Annotated in this window: 16 protein-coding genes; 5 read left to right on the top strand and 11 right to left on the bottom strand. The window is 65.8% G+C overall.

Translation table 11 applies throughout. The features are described from left to right. Positions 1-61: 61 nt before the first annotated feature. The 4 genes from OIK40_RS01885 to OIK40_RS01870 all read left to right on the top strand — a co-directional run bounded on the left by OIK40_RS01885 (position 62) and on the right by OIK40_RS01870 (position 4,055). Positions 62-373, top strand: a complete 312-nt coding sequence (locus OIK40_RS01885; protein ID WP_273675712.1) for an Hpt domain-containing protein — start codon at positions 62-64, stop codon at positions 371-373. A gap of 109 nt (positions 374-482) precedes the next feature. Further along, positions 483-1,670 (top strand): hypothetical protein, encoded by a 1,188-nt coding sequence (locus OIK40_RS01880; protein ID WP_273675711.1) that lies wholly within the window; start codon positions 483-485, stop codon positions 1,668-1,670. 40 nt (positions 1,671-1,710) lie between these two features. Further along, positions 1,711-2,652 (top strand): hypothetical protein, encoded by a 942-nt coding sequence (locus OIK40_RS01875; protein WP_273675709.1) that lies wholly within the window; start codon positions 1,711-1,713, stop codon positions 2,650-2,652. Between the two features lie 5 nt (positions 2,653-2,657). Next, on the top strand, positions 2,658-4,055 hold the full coding sequence (locus OIK40_RS01870; protein ID WP_273676059.1) for a sensor histidine kinase: 1,398 nt from the start codon (positions 2,658-2,660) through the stop codon (positions 4,053-4,055). 13 nt (positions 4,056-4,068) lie between these two features. On the opposite strand, the gene OIK40_RS01865 is transcribed toward OIK40_RS01870, so the two are convergent. Genes OIK40_RS01865 through gltX form a run of 3 tightly spaced genes read right to left on the bottom strand, consistent with a single transcriptional unit; the run spans position 4,069 to position 7,030 of the window. Beyond that, positions 4,069-4,227 (bottom strand): hypothetical protein, encoded by a 159-nt coding sequence (locus OIK40_RS01865; protein WP_273675708.1) that lies wholly within the window; start codon positions 4,225-4,227, stop codon positions 4,069-4,071. Positions 4,228-4,269: 42 nt separating this feature from the next. Further along, positions 4,270-5,556, bottom strand: coding sequence for a citrate synthase (locus tag OIK40_RS01860; RefSeq protein ID WP_273675706.1), 1,287 nt, complete (start codon positions 5,554-5,556; stop codon positions 4,270-4,272). 43 nt (positions 5,557-5,599) lie between these two features. Next, a complete protein-coding gene (gltX, locus tag OIK40_RS01855; protein WP_273675705.1) occupies positions 5,600-7,030 on the bottom strand; it encodes a glutamate--tRNA ligase in 1,431 nt (476 codons plus the stop codon). Positions 7,031-7,095: 65 nt separating this feature from the next. Here gltX and OIK40_RS01850 point away from each other — a divergent pair, with 65 nt between their 5' ends. Then, positions 7,096-9,336, top strand: coding sequence for a ComEC/Rec2 family competence protein (locus OIK40_RS01850; RefSeq protein ID WP_273675704.1), 2,241 nt, complete (start codon positions 7,096-7,098; stop codon positions 9,334-9,336). A 216-nt stretch (positions 9,337-9,552) separates the two neighbouring features. On the opposite strand, the gene lexA is transcribed toward OIK40_RS01850, so the two are convergent. The 8 genes from lexA to trpE form a co-directional block, all read right to left on the bottom strand. Beyond that, positions 9,553-10,227 (bottom strand): transcriptional repressor LexA, encoded by a 675-nt coding sequence (lexA, locus tag OIK40_RS01845; protein WP_273675703.1) that lies wholly within the window; start codon positions 10,225-10,227, stop codon positions 9,553-9,555. A 206-nt stretch (positions 10,228-10,433) separates the two neighbouring features. Next, positions 10,434-11,630: a molybdopterin molybdotransferase MoeA gene (locus OIK40_RS01840; RefSeq protein ID WP_273675701.1), complete on the bottom strand. Its 1,197-nt coding sequence runs from the start codon at positions 11,628-11,630 to the stop codon at positions 10,434-10,436. Next, positions 11,627-12,100 (bottom strand): cyclic pyranopterin monophosphate synthase MoaC, encoded by a 474-nt coding sequence (gene moaC, locus OIK40_RS01835; RefSeq protein WP_273675699.1) that lies wholly within the window; start codon positions 12,098-12,100, stop codon positions 11,627-11,629. The genes OIK40_RS01840 and moaC overlap by 4 nt, the downstream gene beginning before the upstream one ends. Continuing rightward, entirely contained in the window at positions 12,097-12,897 is an 801-nt protein-coding gene (gene trpC, locus OIK40_RS01830; RefSeq protein WP_273675697.1) for an indole-3-glycerol phosphate synthase TrpC, read from the bottom strand. The genes moaC and trpC overlap by 4 nt, the downstream gene beginning before the upstream one ends. Positions 12,898-12,901: 4 nt before the next feature. Next, positions 12,902-13,894: an anthranilate phosphoribosyltransferase gene (gene trpD / locus OIK40_RS01825; protein WP_273675695.1), complete on the bottom strand. Its 993-nt coding sequence runs from the start codon at positions 13,892-13,894 to the stop codon at positions 12,902-12,904. Further along, entirely contained in the window at positions 13,891-14,517 is a 627-nt protein-coding gene (locus tag OIK40_RS01820) for an anthranilate synthase component II (protein WP_273675693.1), read from the bottom strand. Before OIK40_RS01820 ends, trpD begins: the two co-directional genes overlap by 4 nt. Next, positions 14,514-15,353: a phosphodiester glycosidase family protein gene (locus OIK40_RS01815; protein ID WP_273675691.1), complete on the bottom strand. Its 840-nt coding sequence runs from the start codon at positions 15,351-15,353 to the stop codon at positions 14,514-14,516. Before OIK40_RS01815 ends, OIK40_RS01820 begins: the two co-directional genes overlap by 4 nt. After that, positions 15,350-16,879 carry an anthranilate synthase component I gene (trpE, locus tag OIK40_RS01810; protein ID WP_374211766.1) on the bottom strand — a complete coding sequence of 510 codons (1,530 nt, stop codon included), beginning with the start codon at positions 16,877-16,879 and terminating at the stop codon, positions 15,350-15,352. Before trpE ends, OIK40_RS01815 begins: the two co-directional genes overlap by 4 nt. Between the last annotated feature and the right edge of the window lies 1 nt (position 16,880).

The following is a 16,880-nucleotide window of genomic DNA, read 5'->3' as shown; positions in this document are numbered from 1 at the left end:
ATACCACAGCCGGAATCGGGATAAACCCCGCTTTAACCAGACCTGCGCTAACGCCGGGTTCATGGCTTATGACAACGGAGCCCTTGATGCGACTCTGGCCGCCGCTGCCGGGGATGATGCCGCGCTGATGCGCGAACTGCGCAGCGCGTTTCTGGAAAGCGCGCTGCGGCAGCTCGATCTGCTCAAGCGCGCGCGCTGCGACGGCAACTGGAATGTTGCAGCGATGCGGCTGAAGGGGCTGGCGGCGAGTTTTCACGCCGATGATCTGCTCGCCGCCGCCGAGCGCGCGCTGAACGCCGCGCCGGGCGAACCGATGGTGGTTCGCGAGATCGAGGCTGTGCTGCACAACTTCGCTCGTCCGCTTCGTCGCTGATCCGTTAGCCTGCCCGCGAATTGGGGCAAACCTGCGCCATCGCGGCTTGAACCGCCGCACCGAACCCGCCAAATCCGATGCATCTGTTCCTTCGGGAAAGGCGGCAAGGATGCGCACGGGACTGGTTTCAGCCCTCAGACGAACCGGAACCGGCGCCTTGCGCGCCGCGATGCCTCTCGCCGGACGAACGGTGTTGTCGCGGCAAGTCGATCTGCTGCACGCGCTGGGTTGCGAGCGGATCCTGTGTCTGTGCGATCGCGTCGATGCCGAGGTACTGGGCGTGCAGCAGGCGGTCGAAAGCACGGGCGGCACATTTCAGGCGCTGCGCGGATTCCTCCATCTGCCGGCGCTGGTGCGCGGCGATGACGAATTGGTGATCCTTGCCGATGGTCTGTTGCCAGATCCCACATTGATCGCCGATCTGTTCGCGCAAACCACGCCGCCGCGGTTCGTCGCCGCGCTTGCATCGTCAAACCCGCTGGTCGCGCAGCATCCCGACGATTTCGAACGGATCGATGCCGAGCGGCACTGGGCGGGCGTGCTGGCGATGCGCGGCGCGCCGGTGCAGCATCTTGCCGATTTTCCGCCCGATGCCGATGCGGTCTCACTGCTGTTGCGACTGGCGCTGCAGGCGGGAACGCCGTGCCGCATAGTGACAGAGGATCGCGCTGCGTCCTCAGCGTGGTTGCTCGCCGCCGACGAGACGGCGCTTGCCGTGCAGGAAAATGCGCTGATCATGCGCGCTGCCGGCGCTGTGGACTGGCGCAGGCCATCGCAGGCGGCAGCGCGGCTGATCGGGAGGCAGTTGGTGCCTCGCGGCCTTACGCGCGGGCCCCTTTTCGCACTGGCCGGGGCACTGGTGCTTTTGCTCGGCGGCGTGACGGCAAGCTGGTTCGGCGCTGCTGTCTCCGGTCTGACGCTTGCCGCAGGCGGCGTGCTGGCTGCCGCATTGGCGGATGTGATGGCAAACATGCGGCGGGAATTGCTGGGTGACGGGCTGTCGGCCCGGGCACTTGGCTGGACGGGGTGGGCGGTCGACGCTCTGGCGGCGCTGACGCTCTGGCTGGCGCTGACTTCTGCGCCGCTATCCGAGCCGTTATCGGTTCTGGGGCCGGTGGCCGTGGGGCTCGCGCGGGTTGCTTCGCGCACCGTGCCCGCGCTCGCCTTTCCCGCTGATCGCATGGTGTTGATCGCCGTTCTCGCGCTGGGGGCTGGGCTGGGCGTTCTGCCGCTTTTCGTCGCGGTATCGGCGCTGGTGCTGCTGGGCGGATTGCTGCTGCGCGGCATGCCGGATTGAACTAACGCTGATTTAACTATGCGCGGGTTATGCGGGCAGGATGGGCGAAGACACGATTGACCATGCCGACGGCGGAAAGCTCGAGGCGATCCTGCAGGAGGAGCTGGCGCGCGAGAGCCGTGCGCTGGGTTCGGTCGTGCCGGTGCTGCGTCACCTGCTCGCCAGCGATGGCCAGAGGCTGGTGAGCGATGCGGTTCTTGCGCGGGTGCGAGGGATGCTGTCGGATCTCGCCGCGCAGGTACTTGCTGTATCCGCCGGACGCGATCCGGCGCTGCGCGGGCCCGAAGATGACGCCACGTCTCGTCAACGCGATGCGCTGGTCGATAGGCTCGCCGCAGATTCCGCCCTTCTCGCCTTCTGCCACGGGCTCGCGACCGAAGGCCTGCTGGCCGAGCGGTTGAACCGGCAGCATGCGATCGATCCCGTCCTCAGCCCGTTGTTGCAGGAATTGATCGCCTCGCAGCAGCCTGAAGTTGCGGAACTGGCGATGAATGCCCTAGCCGCCCAGTCGCGCTTCATCCAGAGCCAGCGCCGGATGGAGCTGCCGATTGGCGAACTTCCGGCCGAACTGTTTCATGCGGTTATCGCGATGCAAAACGGTACGGACAGTGATGCGACGGGGTTTGCGCGGCTGCAACAGGGGTATGACGAAGCGGCGGGGCGGCTTGGGCTGCTCGCCCGGCTCGTGTCTGCGATGCGGCGCGGGGCGATTGCCGCGCTTGCGCTCGATCATGCGGGGCTGGCGCTGTTTGCTAGCGCGCTGTCCGTGCTCGCCCGGCAGCCGCGCCATCACGCCGTCCTGTCCTGCCATGAAGGGCAGAGCGGGCGTTTGGCGCTTGGCTTGCGGGCAGCGGGACTGGGGGCGGATGCGATCGAACGGCAACTGCTTCTGACCGAGCCCAACGCCCGCATGGCGACGGAAATCCCCGTAATTTCGTCCGACCGGGCGCGCCATTTGCTCGCCGCGGATCAGGTGGCGTGACCACGATGGAACGCCGCGATACCCTGCTTGGCGCCCGCGGGCTGACGGACGCGAGCGACTGCCTGCTCAGCGCGGACGAATCGCTGGCCGAATTGCAGGCACGGTGCGGTGGGCGCGTGCCGGGACCGCTGGCGATTCCCGAACTTCGCGAATTGGTGCGCCAGGGTCGTCGCATGGGGCTGAAGATCGCGCGCGAATTCACCGCCTTCGACGGGGATGCGATGGTGACCGGCTTTGCTCGGATCCATCCGCTCGGTGCGGGCGAGGGTGGCGGCTGCGAGGTGCTGGTAGAAAACTGGCAACGCAATCCGGCTGCCTTGCCCGAGGGCCGCGATTTTACCGAACGGCTCGACGCGATCGACCGCGCCACTGCCGAAGTCACTGGGCGGCTCGACACAGGCCAGCGCGTGCAGGTGCTGATCGCGGGCGCACCCGATGCCGCCGCGTTGCAGGCTGCAGCCATGACATCGCCCGGACAATTGTGGAGCGATCTGGTCGAACTGTCGGGTATCAGTCACCAGCAACCCTTGCACTGGCGTCTGCTCGACGGGGCGACCTGTCAATTTGCCGGATCGGAGCGTCACTGGCGGGTGCGGCTGATTCCGCTCGGGTCGGACGCCCAGAGCCCGGCGGGCTTCGAACTCCTGCTGATCGCCGAGGAACCACTCCCCGTTGCATCCGAAGGGCAAGCGCCCCACGAGCATGAGGAAACTGCACCGACCCGCCTGATCGGCAGCGCGCTTGCCCCGGTACTGCGTCAGCCGGTGGCGCGCATCATCGCCAATGCCGAAACGATCCGCACCCGCCTCGCCGGGCCCTTGCGCGAGGAATATAGCGAATATGCGGCAACGATCGCCAGCGCAGGTCAGCACCTTGCCGCGATGCTGGACGATCTTGCGGATCTCGAGGTGGTCGAGACGCCGGATTTCACCACTGCGCGCGAACGGGTCGACCTTGCCGATGCGGCGAGCCGGGCCGCCGGCATTCTCGGCGTGCGGGCGCAGAACCGCGAGATTTCCCTGAACGTCAACGGAAAGCCCGGTGACGTCGTTGCGACGGCGGAATTCCGGCGTGTGCTGCAGATCCTCATCAACCTGATCGGCAATGCCATTGCCTATTCCCCCGCCGGCAGCGTGGTGACGATTGCAGTCGCACAGGTGGGCAAGGGCCGCGTGGCGGTGAGTGTGGCGGATCAAGGGCCGGGCGTAACCCCCGAACAGGCCACTCGCATCTTCGAAAAGTTCGAACGTCTCGGGCGCGACAGCGATGGCGGCAAGGACAAGGGCTCTGGCCTTGGGCTCTACATCTCGCGGCGCCTGGCCGAGGCGATGGACGGTGGCCTGACGGTGGAGGGTGCCGAAGGGGGCGGGGCGCTTTTCAGGCTGGAACTGCCCGCCGCCTGAACTCGAGCCTGGGTCATCCGCGATCCGCGCATCGCCAAAGGATTATGCCAGTAAAGGCCGCTATCGCGCCGTAAAGCGCCCACGCACGCTGTCCGAGCATGAAGCTGTCCGCCGGCCAGTCCAGCAGCCCCAATCCCTGCAGGCCCCAAATAGCGCCGAAGGCGATCAGCATACCGCCGACTGCCTTCAGTACTTTCCGGAACATTCGTGCGCCTTAGCGCTTGTCGAGCGTGATGTAATCGCGCTGGGTCGGGCCGGTGTAGAGCTGGCGCGGACGACCGATCTTCTGCGCGGGATCCGAAATCATCTCGTTCCACTGCGCCACCCAGCCCACGGTGCGGGCGAGGGCAAACAGCGCGGTGAACATGGTCGTTGGGAAACCGATCGCCGAAAGGATGATGCCCGAATAGAAATCGACGTTCGGGAACAGCTTCTTCTCGATGAAGTAGGGATCGTTGAGCGCGATCTCTTCCAGCTGCAACGCGGTTTCGAACAGCGGATCATTGACCTTCAGCGCGTCGAACACCTCGCGCACGGTCTTCTGCATGACGGTCGCACGCGGGTCGTAGTTCTTGTAGACGCGGTGGCCGAAGCCCATCAAGCGGAACGGATCGTTCTTGTCCTTGGCGCGCTCGATATAGTGCGGGATGCGGTCGGGCGTGCCGATTTCCTTGAGCATGTTGAGCGCGGCTTCGTTCGCGCCGCCATGCGCGGGCCCCCACAGGCAGGCAATGCCGGCCGCGATACAGGCAAACGGGTTCGCGCCCGACGAACCGGCCAGCCGCACGGTCGAGGTCGAGGCGTTCTGTTCGTGGTCGGCATGGAGGATGAAAATCCGGTCCATCGCACGTTCCACCGCCGGGATCACCTCGTATTCCTCGGCCGGAACGCCGAAGGTCATGCGCAGGAAATTGCCGGTATAGGACAGCGAATTGTCGGGATACATGAAGGGCTGACCGACCGAATACTTGTAGGCCATCGCCGCAATCGTCGGCATCTTCGCGATCAGGCGGTGCGAACTGATCTTGCGGTGTTCCGGATCGGAAATGTCGGTGCTGTCGTGATAGAACGCCGACAGCGCGCCAACCACGCCGCACATGATCGCCATCGGGTGCGCATCGCGGCGGAAACCGCGATAGAAGGTCATCAACTGCTCATGCAGCATGGTGTGACGGGTAATGGTGTAGGTGAAGTCGTCGAGCTCGTCCTTGCTCGGCAGTTCGCCGTTCAGCAGCAGGTAGCTTACTTCCATGAAGCTCGAATGTTCCGCGAGCTGACCGATCGGGTAACCGCGGTGCAGCAGCACGCCTTCGTCGCCATCGATGTAGGTCAGCGCGCTTTCGCAGCTGGCGGTCGAAGTGAAGCCCGGGTCGAAAGTGAAGGCACCCGTCTGCGCATAGAGCTTGCGGATGTCGATCACATCCGGGCCGGTGCTACCTTCGAGCACGGAATAATCGAAGGATTTGCCCCCGATTTCGAGTTTCGCCAGCTTGTCTGCCACGATGTTTCTCCTGTCCAATTTGTCTCGGCCCTGCCCCCGCAGGTTATGCCGCCTGTGCGTCCAGCCGGGCTAGGGCCTCGTCCCGGCCCAAGAGGACCAGAACGTCAAAGATACCGGGTGAGGTGGTGGTCCCGGTCAAAGCCGCGCGCATCGGCTGCGCGAGCTTGCCCAGACCCAATCCCTGCTCCTCGGCGAGCGCCTTCGTAGTGGCTTCGAGTGCTTCGCTTGTCCAGTCGTTTTCGCCCGCAAGCCGGTCGCAAATTTTGCGCAAGATCGTGCGTCCATCGCCGTCGAGCAGCTGGGCGGCCTTTTCGGTCATTTCCAGCGGACGCTTGGCGAACAGGAATGCAGCACCTTCAGCAACTTCGTTGAGGTTCTTTGCACGCACTTTAAGAACGGGCATCGCCTTTTCGAGCAGCGCCAAGTCGGCCGTTTCCCCGATCCGCGCGGCCACCAGCGCCGCCAGGCGCGCATCATCGGCCTCGCGCAGATAGTGTCCGTTGAGATTCTCTAGCTTCTTTATGTCGAAGCGCGACGGGCTTTTGCCAACGCCATCGAGATCGAACAGCTCGACAGCTTCTTGCTTGGTAATCTCCTCGCGGTCGCCATGACCCCATCCCAGACGCAGCAGGTAATTGAACAGCGCTTCGGGCAGGATGCCGAATTCGTCACGATAGGCCTCAACGCCCAGCGCACCATGCCGTTTCGACAGCTTGGCCCCGTCCGATCCGTGGATCAGCGGGATATGAGCATAGACCGGATCGGGCCAATTGCCCTCGATCGCGTTCATCGCGCGGATGATCGGTAGCTGGCGGAAAGCATTGTTCAGGTGATCGTCGCCGCGGATCACGTGGGTCACACCCATGTCGTGATCGTCCACCACCACCGCGAGCATGTAGGTCGGCGTGCCGTCGGCGCGCAGGATGATGTAGTCGTCGATTTCGTCGTTCTTCACCGTAACCACGTCCTGCACACGGTCATGGATCGTGGTTTCGCCCTCGTTCGGGGTTTTGAGCCGGATGGTGAAGGGCGTGCCTTCGGGGGCTTCGGCAGGATCGCGATCGCGCCAGCGCCCGTCATAGCGAAGCGGCTTCTTGTTGGCGCGCTGTTCTTCGCGCATCGCTTCGAGTTCTTCGGGGGTGGCGAAGCACTTGTAGGCGTGGCCCGCGTTCAGCAGCGCCCATGCGACTTCGGCGTGGCGTTCGGCCCTGTCGGACTGGAACAGCGGCGGCGCGTCGTAATCGAGCCCGAGCCAGTCGAGGCCTTCGATGATCGCGTCAATCGCTTCCTGCGTGCTGCGCTTGCGATCGGTATCCTCGATGCGCAGCAGCGTGCGGCCGCCATGGTGGCGGGCAAAAAGCCAGTTGAACAGCGCCGTGCGTGCGCCGCCGATGTGGAGGAAGCCGGTGGGCGAGGGGGCGAAGCGGGTCACCACTTCGGACTGGCCGCCCGGGTTGCTGCTTTCGCTTGCCATGGACTGTCAATTCCTGTTCACTTTGAGCGGCTTGGCATGAGGCTGGCCGGTCGGGGGACGAGCCGATGCGCGATGTGCCGATCATTCCGATGGGAGACGATCCCGGCAGCACGCCTACCGGACCCGTCGTATCGGCGCGGCCTTGGCAAAGCGGCGGGCGATTGTCCAGCACCGGCGCGGGTTGGGGCAGCCGGTTCGGCGATGCCGCAGAGCGGTTTCTGGCCGGCGCCGGGTTCGACCGTGCGCCGTGGCTGGCGGTGCTGTTCCTGGCCGGGATACTCGCGTGGTTCGCGCTGACCTCTGCACCCTATTGGATCGCGGCGATGGCCGGTAGCGGCGCGATTGCGGGTGTTGCGGCGTTCATGTGGCCCGCGGACAGCGATGCGCGTTACCACCTGCGCAGCGCAATGATCGCAGGCGGGCTGGTGTTCTCACTCGGCATCGCCGTGATCTGGGCGCGTTCCGAAATCGTCGGGGCCGAACCGATCGTCGCACCGCAGGTCGAATTATTGCAAGGCCATGTGCTCGAACGCGAAGATCAGCCCGCTTACGGACGCATCCGGTTGATCCTGGCCGTGCGGGACCGGGAAAGTGGCACCGCTCGCAAGGTTCGCATCAATGTCCCGCTGGCCTTGCTGGAGGGCACGGCCAGCGGCGCGGCGCTAGGGGAGGGCGCGGTGGTGCGGTTGCGCGCGCGTCTGATGCCGCCGGCAAGTCCGATGCTGCCCGGTGCCTATAATTTCGCCCGTGCCGCATGGTTCAAGGGGCTGGCGGCAAGCGGCAGCGCGATCGGTCCGGTCGAGATCGTCCGACCAGCTCCGCCCGGCGGTAGCATTGCCCGGCTCCAGCGCACGCTTTCGGCCCATGTCCGGGCGCGGGTGGACGGATCTGCGGGCGCGATTGCCGCAGCCTTTGCCAGCGGCGACCGGGGCGGGATCACCGAAGCGGACGAGGCGGCCATGCGCGATTCGGGCCTCACCCACCTGCTTTCGATCAGCGGCTTGCACGTCAGCGCGGTGATCGCCGCGGCCTATTTCGCGGTATTGAAGTTGCTGGCGCTGTGGCCCGCGCTGGCGCTGCGGGTGCGCTTGCCTGTGGCTGCGGCGGCGGGCGGGGCGTTGGCGGGGATCGGCTATACCCTGCTGACGGGCGCGGAGGTGCCGACGGTGCGCAGCTGCGTTGCGGCCATGCTGGTGCTGATCGCGCTTGCGCTCGGGCGCGATGCGCTGTCGCTCAGGATGGTCGCGGTCGCGGCGGTTTTCGTGTTGCTGCTGTGGCCGGAAAGCGCGATCGGGCCCAGCTTCCAGATGAGCTTTGCCGCGGTGCTGGCAATCATTGCATTATCGACTAGCGCACCGGTGCGTGCCTTTCTTGCGGCGCGCGAGGAGCCGTGGTGGGCGCGGACCGGAAGGCGGGTCGTGATGCTGTTCGTCACCGGTATGGTAATCGAGCTGGCGTTGATGCCGGTGGTGTTGTTCCATTTCCACCGTGCGGGACTTTACGGCGCACTGGCCAATGTCGTTGCGATTCCGCTGGTGACCTTCGTCTCCATGCCGCTGATCGCGCTCGGGCTGCTGTTTGATCTGGTTGGCGTGGGCCGGCCGTTCTGGTGGTTGGTGGAGTATTCGCTCGACCTGCTGCTGGGGATTGCGCATTTTACGGCAAGCCAGCCGGGCGCGGTCAAGCTGATGCCGCAGATGGGCGGGGCGGCCATCGCGCTGTTTGCAGGCGGCGGGTTGTGGTTGGCGCTGTGGAGCGGCCGGGCGCGGTTTTATGGGTTTGTGCCGGTTGCGCTGGCGAGTGTTCTGGCGCTTTCGACATCGGTGCCCGATGTACTGGTTTCGGGCGATGGCCGGCAGGTGGGGATCACGATTACTGGAGCCAATGGAGAGCGCCGGCTGCTGTCCCTGCGCGACAGCCGGTCGAGCTATTCGCGCGACAATCTGCTCGAACTGGCGGGCGTAAAAGCCGATCTCGTGCCGCTTGCCGAATGGTCCGAAGCGCGCTGTTCGAGCGCGTTCTGCGTGGTGGATCTTTCGCGCGGCGAACGCGACTGGGTCATCCTGCTGGCGCGCAGCAGGGACCGGGTCGAGGAGCGCGCATTGGCGAGCGCATGTTCCGGCGCGGATATCGTCATTGCCGACCGCTTCCTGCCGCGATCATGTCGCCCGCGGTGGCTCAAGGCCGACCGGCGGATGCTGGAGACCAGCGGCGGGCTGGCGATCGATCTTGAACGTAAGTCGATCACGAGTGTTGGCGAGCGTGAAGGGCAGCATGGCTGGTGGAAGGGGGCAAAAGGCCGGTAAATGACCCGAAAACCGGGTCTAAACCGGCCAAAAGCAGGCCAAAACCGGCGAGAACAGGGCTTAAACGGCCCTCAAACGCCCTTCAAGCGGGCATGTCCGTGAAACAAAATCCAGACAAGCCACTGAAATATATATTGAAAAGCGCCGGAGCGAATGTTTCACGCGGTTTTCGGTTATCCGTTCCGCGTGAGAACCCCGTTTCCGGCGCTTTTCCGATCAGTGATAGCGGCGCAGCAGACCAGCGAGCTTGCCCTGCACCTGCACTTCGTCGGGCCGGTAGATCTGCGGTTCGTAGGCACCATTGGCCGGATCGAGCCGCACCATCCCGCTTTCCTTGCGCAGGTATTTCAGCGTCGCTTCCTCACCACGCACCAACGCCACCACGATCTCGCCGTCGCGGGCGGTATCGGTACGGCGCACCAGCGCGAAATCGCCGTCGAAGATGCCGGCCTCGATCATCGAGTCCCCCGACACCTCGAGCGCGTAATGTTCGCCCGGGCCGAGCAGCGCGGCCGGAACCGGAAGCGTGCTTTGCCCCTCGAGCGCCTCGATCGGCGCGCCCGCGGCGATGCGGCCGTGGAGCGGCAGTTCGATCACGTCATTGGCCGGTTCCGGAGGCGCGGTGCGCGGTGCAGGCATCGGCACCACATTGCCCGATGCCCGCGAAGGCGTCACATCCTCGGGCTGGCGCACAACTTCGAGCGCCCGCGCGCGGTTGGGCAGACGGCGCAGGAAGCCGCGTTCCTCGAGTGCGGAGATCAGGCGGTGCACGCCCGACTTGCTCTTGAGATCGAGCGCCTCCTTCATTTCCTCGAAACTGGGCGAGATGCCGGTTTCCTCCAGCCGCTGCTGGATGAAGCGGATCAACTCGTGCTGCTTGGCTGTCAGCATTGATCAAATCTCCTGTGGTCGCACCCGCGCCGCATATGGTGGGGCGAAGCGTGCCAATCCCCTTGTGTGCGCCAAGAGGCACCGGCCCGGTCGGGCGCTGGGTGCGTTGCCTGCACGTTTCGCCCGCCATTAAGGTGAACGAATAAGGAACAATTAGGCAACCATCAGACTCGAGTCAAGCGCGCACCACCGCAAAGTCGCGCAATTCAGCCATTCCGGAGCGGAAACACCCTGACCGCTTCCCCCTGCGCGACCGCCGGGGCGTTGGCGGGCCGGTCAATCAGGCAATCGGCACCGGCCAGCGCCGTAAGCGCCGAGGAATCCTGTGATCCGGCAAGCCGCACGCTCTGCCCGTCGGATATGGCGCGCAGGAATTCGCGGCGCCGGCCCACGGCGGGCAGGGCCTCTCCCGCCGTCATCATCTGGCTGCGGGGCAGGGGAGAGGCATCACCCATGCTCGCGCGCACCAGCGGCAGGGCAAAAAGGAACGCGGTGACAAAGCTCGACACCGGATTGCCCGGCAGGCCGAGGATAACCTGTCGGCCCCATGCCGCCTCGCGGGTCGCCACCATCAGCGGCTTGCCCGGTTTGATCGCGACCTTCCAGAAGGCGATATCGGCACCCCAATCCTTCAGCGCTTGCTGGATCAGATCGTGATCGCCGACCGAGGCCCCGCCCGAGGTTATGAGGATCTGGCTGTCCTCTGCCCGCTTGAGCGCTGCGGCGAGCGCATCGCGATCATCCGGCACGGGGCCAAGCGCGGTGACCCGTCCGACATAGGGATAGAGCATCGCGCCCAGCATCACCCCGTTGCTGGCCGGGATCTGGTGCGGGCCGCAGGGCTCGCCCGCTGGCACCAACTCGTCACCACTGTCGAGCACGGCGACCGAAGGCGCGTCGAAACAGGGCAGTGCGCCATGCCCGGCAGATGCGGCGAGCGCGAGTGTGGCAGGCGATAGTGCGGTTCCCTTTGCCAGCACCCTGTCGCCCGCGTGGAAATCGAACCCGGCCTTGCGGATATGCTTTCCGGGCGGCGGCAGGTCGGTCGCGGTGATGGCGCTGCCCGAAACCAGCGCATCCTCCTGCAAGAGAACCCTGTCGCTGCCCTGCGGCACATGCGCGCCGGTTGAAATGCGGACACACTGGCCCGGATCGAGCGTCCCGTCGAAGGGCGCTCCGGCGCGGCTTTCTCCAACCAGTCGCCAGGGCCCGGCACCTGGGGTAACGGCATAGCCATCCATCGCGGAAAGATCAGCCGGGGGCTGGGTGCGCGACGCGGTAATGTCGCGGGCCAGATAGCGCGTCAGGCCGGAGGGTTTGATGTCCTGATTGATCGAACGGGTGATCGGCGCCAGCGCCAGCAGCCGTGACTGCGCTTCTTCGAGGCCGAGCAGTTCGCTCAAGCGTCCGCCTTCCAGTCGCCCGATTTGCCGCCGGTCTTTGCGATCAGGCGGATATCGGAAATGATCATGCCCTTGTCGATCGCCTTGGCCATATCATAGATTGTGAGGAGCGCGACCGAAGCTGCTGTCATCGCTTCCATTTCTACGCCGGTTCGCCCCGTCAGTGATGCCGTGGCGGTGACGCGGATCGCGTCTTCTTCATAGGCGAAATCGATATTGACCGCCTCAAGGCCCAGCGGGTGGCACAGCGGGATCAGCTCGCCGGTGCGCTTGGCGGCCATGATCCCGGCAATGCGCGCGGTGCCCAGCACGTCACCTTTGGGCGCGTTACCTTCGCGGATCGCGGCGAGGGCCTCTGCCGACATGGTGATCCGTCCACTGGCGACCGCGCGCCGCTGCGTGGCCGGCTTACCGCCGACATCGACCATGCGCGCCGCGCCGGATTCGTCGAGGTGGGTGAGTTTGCTCATGCGTCCTGTTCTGTCCCGAGCAGCCTGGCGGTGGCACTCGCAATATCGTCAGCCCGCATCAGGCTTTCCCCGACAAGGAAAGTGCGCACGCCCGCAGCTTCGAGCCGCCGGCAATCGGCGTGGCTGTTGATCCCGCTTTCGCCCACGATCAGCGTGCCTTCCGGCATCAGCGGTGCGAGCCGTTCGGTCGTGCTGAGCGAGGTGGTGAAGGTTTTCAGGTCGCGGTTGTTGACCCCGATTAGTCGCGACTGGAGCACGCGGGCGGCGCGTTCGAGCTCGGCCTCGTTATGCACTTCGACCAGCACGTCCATGCCATGTTCGCGCGCGGCGGCTTCGATTTCGGCCATGGCGCTGTCTTCCAGCGCGGCGACGATGATCAGGATCGCGTCGGCGCCGATCGCGCGGGCTTCGAGGCATTGCCACGGATCGACCATGAAATCCTTGCGCAGCACCGGCAGCGCGCAGGCGGCGCGGGCTTCGACAAGGTAATCCTCGTGCCCCTGAAAATAGGGCGCATCGGTAAGCACCGAAAGGCAGGCTGCGCCCCCGGTTTCGTAGGCGGCGGCGTGTTCGGCGGGGCGGAAATCGGCGCGGATCAATCCCTTGGATGGGCTGGCTTTCTTGATCTCGGCAATCAGGGCGTATCCGCTGGCGGCGCGGGTGCGCAGCGCTGCCTCGAACCCGCGCGGTGCGGTCCGCGTGCGGGCGGCGGCGGTAAGATCGGCCTCGCTCACCGCCTGCTTGCGCGCGGCGACGATGGTGCGTTTGGCGGCGCAGATTTCCTCAAGCTTGTTCATCGTCTCACTTCGCCATGTCGATCCATTGTTCGAGCAGCCGCAGCGCCGCGCCCGAATCCAGCGCCTCTGCCGCCATCGCCGCGCGCTCGCGCCAGTCGGCTCCGCGTCCGGCGACCAGCAGTGCGCCCGCTGCATTGAACAGCACGGCATCGCGATAGGGGCCGGGTGCGCCCATCAACAGCGCTTTCAGAGCAGCGGCATTGTGCTTTGCATCGTCGCCGCGGATCGCCTCGATCGGGGCGTGGGGCAGACCCGCCGCGCCCGCGTCCACCCGGTCCATGCGGAAGGCGTTGCCGGTGACGACGGCAACCTCATTCCCGCCAGCAAGACTGAGTTCGTCGAGGCCTTCATCGCCTGAAACAATCAGCGATTGTCCCGTGCCGAGCCGCGCCATCGCGCCTGCATAGATCGGGACATAGGCGGGCCGGGCGATGCCGATCAGCTGGCTTTTCACCCCGGCCGGGTTCGACAGCGGACCCATCAGGTTGAAGATCGTGCGCTGGCCGATCGCCACGCGGATGGGCTGGATGCGCGCCATCGCGGGATGGTGGTTCTTGGCGAAAAGAAAGCAGATGCCGATTTCCGCCAGCGTCTTTTCCGCCGTGCGCCCGGCGGCGTCCATATCGAGGCCCAGCGCCTCCAGCGTATCCGCCGCGCCCGCCTTGGAACTGGCCGCGCGGTTGCCGTGCTTGGCCACCGGCACACCGCAGGAAGCGACCACGAGACTGACCGCAGTCGAAACATTGAGCGTGTGGTGCCCGTCACCCCCGGTGCCGCACACGTCGATGGCATTTTCGGGCGCGGCAATCGGGATCAGCCGTGCGCGCAACGCCCGTGCCGCGCCCGCGATCTCGTCCGCCGTTTCGCCGCGCGCGGAAAGCGCGACGAGGAAATCGGCGATCTCCGCTTCCGAAGGCGCGCCGTCCAGCAAGGCTCCGAACGCCGCTTCTGCCTCGGCCTCGGTCAGGGGCGCGGCGATATCGGGCAGGGCGCTCATGCGTGCAGACTTTCGGGCAGCACCGGTTCAAGCCCGCATACGCGCAGGAAATTGGCGAGCAGCGCGTGGCCATGCTCGGTAGCGATGCTTTCGGGATGGAACTGCACCGAATGGATCGGCAGCTCTGCATGACGGAACCCCATGACCGAAGGATGGTCCGTGCCTGGTGTTTCGGCATGGGCGTTCGCGACCAGCGCGTCCGGCACGTTCACGACTTCCAGACTGTGATAACGCGTCGCGGTGAAGGGCGATGGCAGGCCTGCAAACAGTCCCGTTCCGTCATGCGTCACCGGAGACGTCTTGCCGTGCATCAACCCGCCGCGCTGGACGGTGCCGCCAAAATGCTGCCCGATCGCCTGATGCCCGAGACACACGCCCATCAACGGTTTGCCCGCATCGGCGCAGGCCGCGACCAGATCAAGGCTGATGCCCGCTTCGTTCGGCGTGCACGGGCCGGGCGAGATCAGGAAGCCCGCCGCGCGGGTAGCAATCGCCTCGGTGGCGGTCAGCGCATCATTGCGTTCCACCCGCACCTCGGCCCCCAGTTCCATCAGGTAATGGACGAGGTTGAAGGTGAAGCTGTCGTAATTGTCGATGACGACTATGGTTTTCTCTGGGATCATTGGCCTGTCCCTTCGCCTTTCGTCACCACGATGATCGGGCCAACCCGGCCCTTGTCCAGCCGCCCGCTGGCCGGGTCCCACAGGCTCGATACCTGCCCGTCGAGATAGAGCGCGTTGGCTACTTTCAACTCGTCGCGGAAATAGCGCGCCAGCTGGCCGAAGCTGACCGGCGCATCGGCAATCACGAAATGGGCCTTGCCGCTGGCGTCGACACCGACGCCGTTGCGGATTGCGCGCGATGGGCCGTTGTCCTGAATGTCGGGATGCAGCTTGCCGTCCACCACCAGCATCGGGCCGGACTGGGTGCCGAAAGCGGGACGCTCGCCGACCGTGGCGAAGAAAGCGTCGCTCGCCAGCACGCGCCACTGCCCGCCGGTGCCGAAGAATACCCCGTTGGGCTTCATGTAGAAATTGCCGCTGCCGTCGCCGCGGTCGAGCTCCGAAAGGCGCTCACCATCCTCAACGTAATAGCCGATCGCCTTGAGATCATCGCCATACATCCCGCCGTTGACGGCAAAGGCGATGGTGGCGGCATCGGCCGTTTCGGCAAAGGCGGCAATCGAACCGTAGGGCTGGCCGCCCGCAGGAGCGTTGGCCATGGCGATGCGGTGTTTGGCCGGATCGGCGATGCAATCGGTCAGCGGCACATCTTCGAACACGACCTTGCGACAGGCGGATTCGGCAGCAGGCGCGCTCGGCACCGCTTCGGGGCTGGCGAGCGCAGCGGGTGCCGACCCGTCAAGCCGCGCGCGCACCACCGGCTCGCCCGCAGGCTGTTCCGAACAGGCCGCGAGTGCGAGCGCGAGGCCCGCCAGCAGGGTGCCGGCACGCTTCACTGCCCATACCCCGGCTCGCCCGCCACCCGCACCGCTTCGCGCGCAGCGGCGATCAGCGCGCCGGCCTTGGCACGGCATTCGGCCAGTTCGTAATCGGGATCGCTGTCAGCGACGATGCCGGCACCTGCCTGCACGTGCATTACCCCGTCCTTCACCACTGCGGTGCGCAAAACGATGCAGGAATCAAGGCTGCCGTCGGGCGCGAAATAGCCCACCCCGCCGGCATAGGCACCGCGGGTTTCGGGTTCGAGTTCGGCGATGATCTCGCAGGCGCGGATCTTGGGCGCGCCCGAAACAGTGCCTGCCGGGAAGCCTGCAAACAGCGCGTCCAGAGCATCCTTCGACGGATCGAGATTGCCGACGACATTGCTGACGATGTGCATCACGTGGCTGTAGCGTTCGATGGTGAAGCTGTCGGTGACCTCCACCGTCCCCGCCGCCGCGACCCGGCCCACATCGTTGCGGCCCAGATCGAGCAGCATGAGATGTTCGGCCCGTTCCTTGGGATCGGCCAGCAGGCTCGCCTCGTTGGCGTCATCTTCCTCGCGCGTTTTTCCGCGTGGCCGCGTTCCGGCGATCGGACGGATGGTCACCTCCTCGTCACGCACCCGGACAAGGATTTCAGGGCTGGAGCCCACCAGCGCGAAGCCCGGCAGATCAAGGAAATAGAGGAAGGGCGAAGGGTTCACCCGCCGCAGCGCGCGGTAAAGTGCCAGCGGCGGCAGCGGGAAGGGGCAGGTGAACCGCTGGGCCAGCACCACCTGGAATATGTCGCCAGCAAGAATGTAATCCTTCGCGCGCAGGGCCATCGCCTTGTAATCATCGGGCGCGATTACGGGCGCAAGGTCTGGCAGGGTGTCGGGCAACGCGGGATGGACTTCCTTCGGCGCGGCCTCGCCCAGCTGGCTTAGCACCGCGTCGATCCGCTCGCCCGCACGCGCCACCGCAGCGGCGGGATTATCGGCCTGCCAGATCGGCGCGACCGCGTAGAGCGCGTCGGTTAGGCTGTCGAACACCAGAATGACGCCGGGACGCACGAACAGCAGATCGGGCAGGGCCAGCGCGCTGTCCTGTGCGCGGGGCAGCTTTTCGACCAGACCGATGGTTTCATAGCCCAGATAGCCGACGAGGCAGGCGAGTGCGGGCGGCAGGCCTTCAGGCATCGGATCGATCCGGCAGGCGGCGGACAGCGCACGCAGTTCGGACAGCGCATCGCCATCGCAGGGCGAAAAGGCCTCGCGGTTACGGCGCCAGTCGCGGTTGATTTCCGCCCGCGTTCCGTGGGCGCGAAACACCAGATCGGGATCGAGGCCGAGCAGGCTGTATCGCCCGCGCACCTCACCGCCTTCGACCGATTCGAGCAGGAAGTCGCCGCGTCCCGGCACGATCAGCCGCCGCGCCGCGCCCACCGGCGTGTCGCTGTCGGCGATAATGCGCCGCCATACCAGCGCCGGACGCCCGGCCGCCAGCGCGGCGGTGGCGGCTACGGCATTTTCGGGCAGGGTCGGATCAGTGGCGGTGCTCACG

Source organism: Erythrobacter fulvus (assembly GCF_028595285.1).
Lineage (GTDB): Bacteria > Pseudomonadota > Alphaproteobacteria > Sphingomonadales > Sphingomonadaceae > Erythrobacter > Erythrobacter fulvus.
Note: the sequence above shows the minus strand (reverse complement) of the source record. Positions and strands in the feature narration are given on the sequence as shown.

What these genes read in the sequence shown, in the direction of transcription:
- OIK40_RS01885 (WP_273675712.1), top strand. Translation starts at nt 62, where the DNA reads ATGGCTTATGACAACGGAGCCCTTGATGCGACTCTGGCCGCCGCTGCC.
- OIK40_RS01880 (WP_273675711.1), top strand. Translation starts at nt 483, where the DNA reads ATGCGCACGGGACTGGTTTCAGCCCTCAGACGAACCGGAACCGGCGCC.
- OIK40_RS01875 (WP_273675709.1), top strand. Translation starts at nt 1,711, where the DNA reads ATGGGCGAAGACACGATTGACCATGCCGACGGCGGAAAGCTCGAGGCG.
- OIK40_RS01870 (WP_273676059.1), top strand. Translation starts at nt 2,658, where the DNA reads ATGGAACGCCGCGATACCCTGCTTGGCGCCCGCGGGCTGACGGACGCG.
- OIK40_RS01865 (WP_273675708.1), bottom strand. Translation starts at nt 4,227, where the DNA reads ATGCTGATCGCCTTCGGCGCTATTTGGGGCCTGCAGGGATTGGGGCTG.
- gltX (WP_273675705.1), bottom strand. Translation starts at nt 7,030, where the DNA reads ATGGCAAGCGAAAGCAGCAACCCGGGCGGCCAGTCCGAAGTGGTGACC.
- OIK40_RS01850 (WP_273675704.1), top strand. Translation starts at nt 7,096, where the DNA reads ATGCGCGATGTGCCGATCATTCCGATGGGAGACGATCCCGGCAGCACG.
- lexA (WP_273675703.1), bottom strand. Translation starts at nt 10,227, where the DNA reads ATGCTGACAGCCAAGCAGCACGAGTTGATCCGCTTCATCCAGCAGCGG.
- moaC (WP_273675699.1), bottom strand. Translation starts at nt 12,100, where the DNA reads ATGAGCAAACTCACCCACCTCGACGAATCCGGCGCGGCGCGCATGGTC.
- trpC (WP_273675697.1), bottom strand. Translation starts at nt 12,897, where the DNA reads ATGAACAAGCTTGAGGAAATCTGCGCCGCCAAACGCACCATCGTCGCC.
- trpD (WP_273675695.1), bottom strand. Translation starts at nt 13,894, where the DNA reads ATGAGCGCCCTGCCCGATATCGCCGCGCCCCTGACCGAGGCCGAGGCA.
- OIK40_RS01820 (WP_273675693.1), bottom strand. Translation starts at nt 14,517, where the DNA reads ATGATCCCAGAGAAAACCATAGTCGTCATCGACAATTACGACAGCTTC.